Source organism: Deltaproteobacteria bacterium (assembly GCA_021159305.1).
Taxonomy (GTDB): Bacteria; Campylobacterota_A; Desulfurellia; order JAGGSF01; family JAGGSF01; genus JAGGSF01.
Genome location: JAGGSB010000068.1, coordinates 1 through 1,860, shown reverse-complemented (window position 1 = coordinate 1,860; position 1,860 = coordinate 1). Strand labels below are relative to the sequence as shown.

Here is a 1,860-nt window from a genome sequence, read left to right as displayed (position 1 = left end):
TTTTGAGTAGTCCTCCATGTAGCTCAGACATAATATCTTTAAGGCTTCTTGAGGCCTCAAGATACCCGTCATCTTCTGCGTAGGTTGTAGGATATATTTTGTCTACATGATGGGGGGTTAAATTTTCATCCACATTAATAAATGTAAAAAGACATGAATTGGATTGCGCGCTGATTTTATGTTCATTGCGTCCCATCCTACCTATGGTAGCCTCAACACATATAAAACATTTTTCAGTGTATACTATATGAGCTGTAAATAATAGTTTATCACCTATTTTTACAGGGTTTATAAAGTTTATTCTGTTCACGGCAGCTATTATGGGTCTGTGCGTGGCTATCAACTCTACGCATATAGATGACAACTCATATGCTCTTTTTGCCAAATATCCTCCGAATATTGTTTGATTGGGATTTTTGTATGCTGGAAACATTCTTTCCCAGCTTCTCATTACAAGTTTTCCAGATAAAATACCATTAAAATTGGGATCATCTTGAGATTTATGAAGTTCGGATAAGAGTTTATACTCGTCCAACGACGGCGGCTGTTTCATAAGGTTTTTTTCTTTCAAATACAGTTCCTTTCTCTCCATAGCCTTTTTGTATCTTCTTTTTTCCATGTCATCTATATAGTTCAATGGCGGTATTTGAACACTTACCCTTTTTTCTCTAGGTCCTTTTCTTGCAACCATTGTAAAATAACATGTGGCAATATGAGTTATTGGGGTACCTGGCTGCTCTATCCTTATGCCAATTTCCATAGAAGTTTTACCGACATAATTTATTCTGGATTTGAATAATAGGTCTTTTGTTACATCTGTTGCATTTCTAATTATCGTATCATCAATAGCAGCCGTAATAACAACAACATCGGGATAGAACTGATGAATGTATTTTCTTGCCGTGTCTGACGCTAATGTATCCATCTTTTCAAGTAATAACCCAAATCTTGTGTTGCCTAACAGCGGTGCATCTATTACCATAATATTATTTCTTAAAACCAAATCTTTACTTAGCGGTATTGTTCTTTCGATGCTCAAGTCGTTTGGCCTGTTTAAAATCCCCATCACAATTCTCCTTACATTCTATATGCTTCATTTATTATTTATGGAAAAACACACTTTATTATATACGACGAAAAAATAGTTTTAAAGGCTTATCACAAACTCAAACTAAGGTGATTTAATCTGTATATTTATCTGCTACAGAACTGGCTCCAAAACTTTCGGGCTTAATGCAGCACGAATAACCCGAACTATCAATCCAGGAAACTACTTCTTTAATCAACTTTTTAGTCTTTCCGTGACTACCTACATCAGAATGAATCTCTATTTCTAATTTGGATACGCCCTTTTTCTTGAGCAACTCGTCTAATTTGGCGGCGGTAGCTAAACTCAGGGCTGTTTCGTGGAAGATGGTAGCCTGCAGGCTATGTTTGCCTATTTCGCTACGAGATCTCTGATAAAAGTAAGTACCCCCTTTTCCTATATGGTAGAGTATAATCACCGTGACATATACAGCACAGATATCTCGGCGCTTGGAATCTGTGCCTACAATTAATCTATAATCTTCTGGTTCTTCGCAAGTCTGCTGGGCAATAGTGTTCGTGATCTCTTCCAGGTCTATTATCCCATATGTAGGGCTTATAAATTCCGCATTGAGTTCGCTAAATTGTTTGTCAAGTTTCACTATATGTGCCTCCATAACAGAAGGAATATTATAAGTTCAATTGTTAGAGGTGTCAAGGAGTCACTGAAAGCATGTCATTTAAAAATTAAAAGTGAACCGTTTTTGTACGATTTAAAGTTTAAAAGTGAACACCTGATAAACCATAATCTAAGGCCAAAAGAGAGGGCTTTAG

The 1,860-nt window shown here is 36.5% G+C and carries 2 protein-coding genes; both read right to left on the bottom strand.

What is annotated here, in order from left to right:
* Positions 1–1,066, bottom strand: a 1,066-nt coding sequence (locus J7J10_04275) for an acyl-CoA thioesterase (protein ID MCD6130146.1), incomplete at its 3' end; no start/stop codon positions are given.
* Positions 1,067–1,181: 115 nt separating this feature from the next.
* Complete coding sequence (locus tag J7J10_04270) at positions 1,182–1,688, bottom strand: ribonuclease H-like YkuK family protein (protein MCD6130145.1); 507 nt, start codon at positions 1,686–1,688, stop codon at positions 1,182–1,184.
* Positions 1,689–1,860 lie beyond the last annotated feature (172 nt).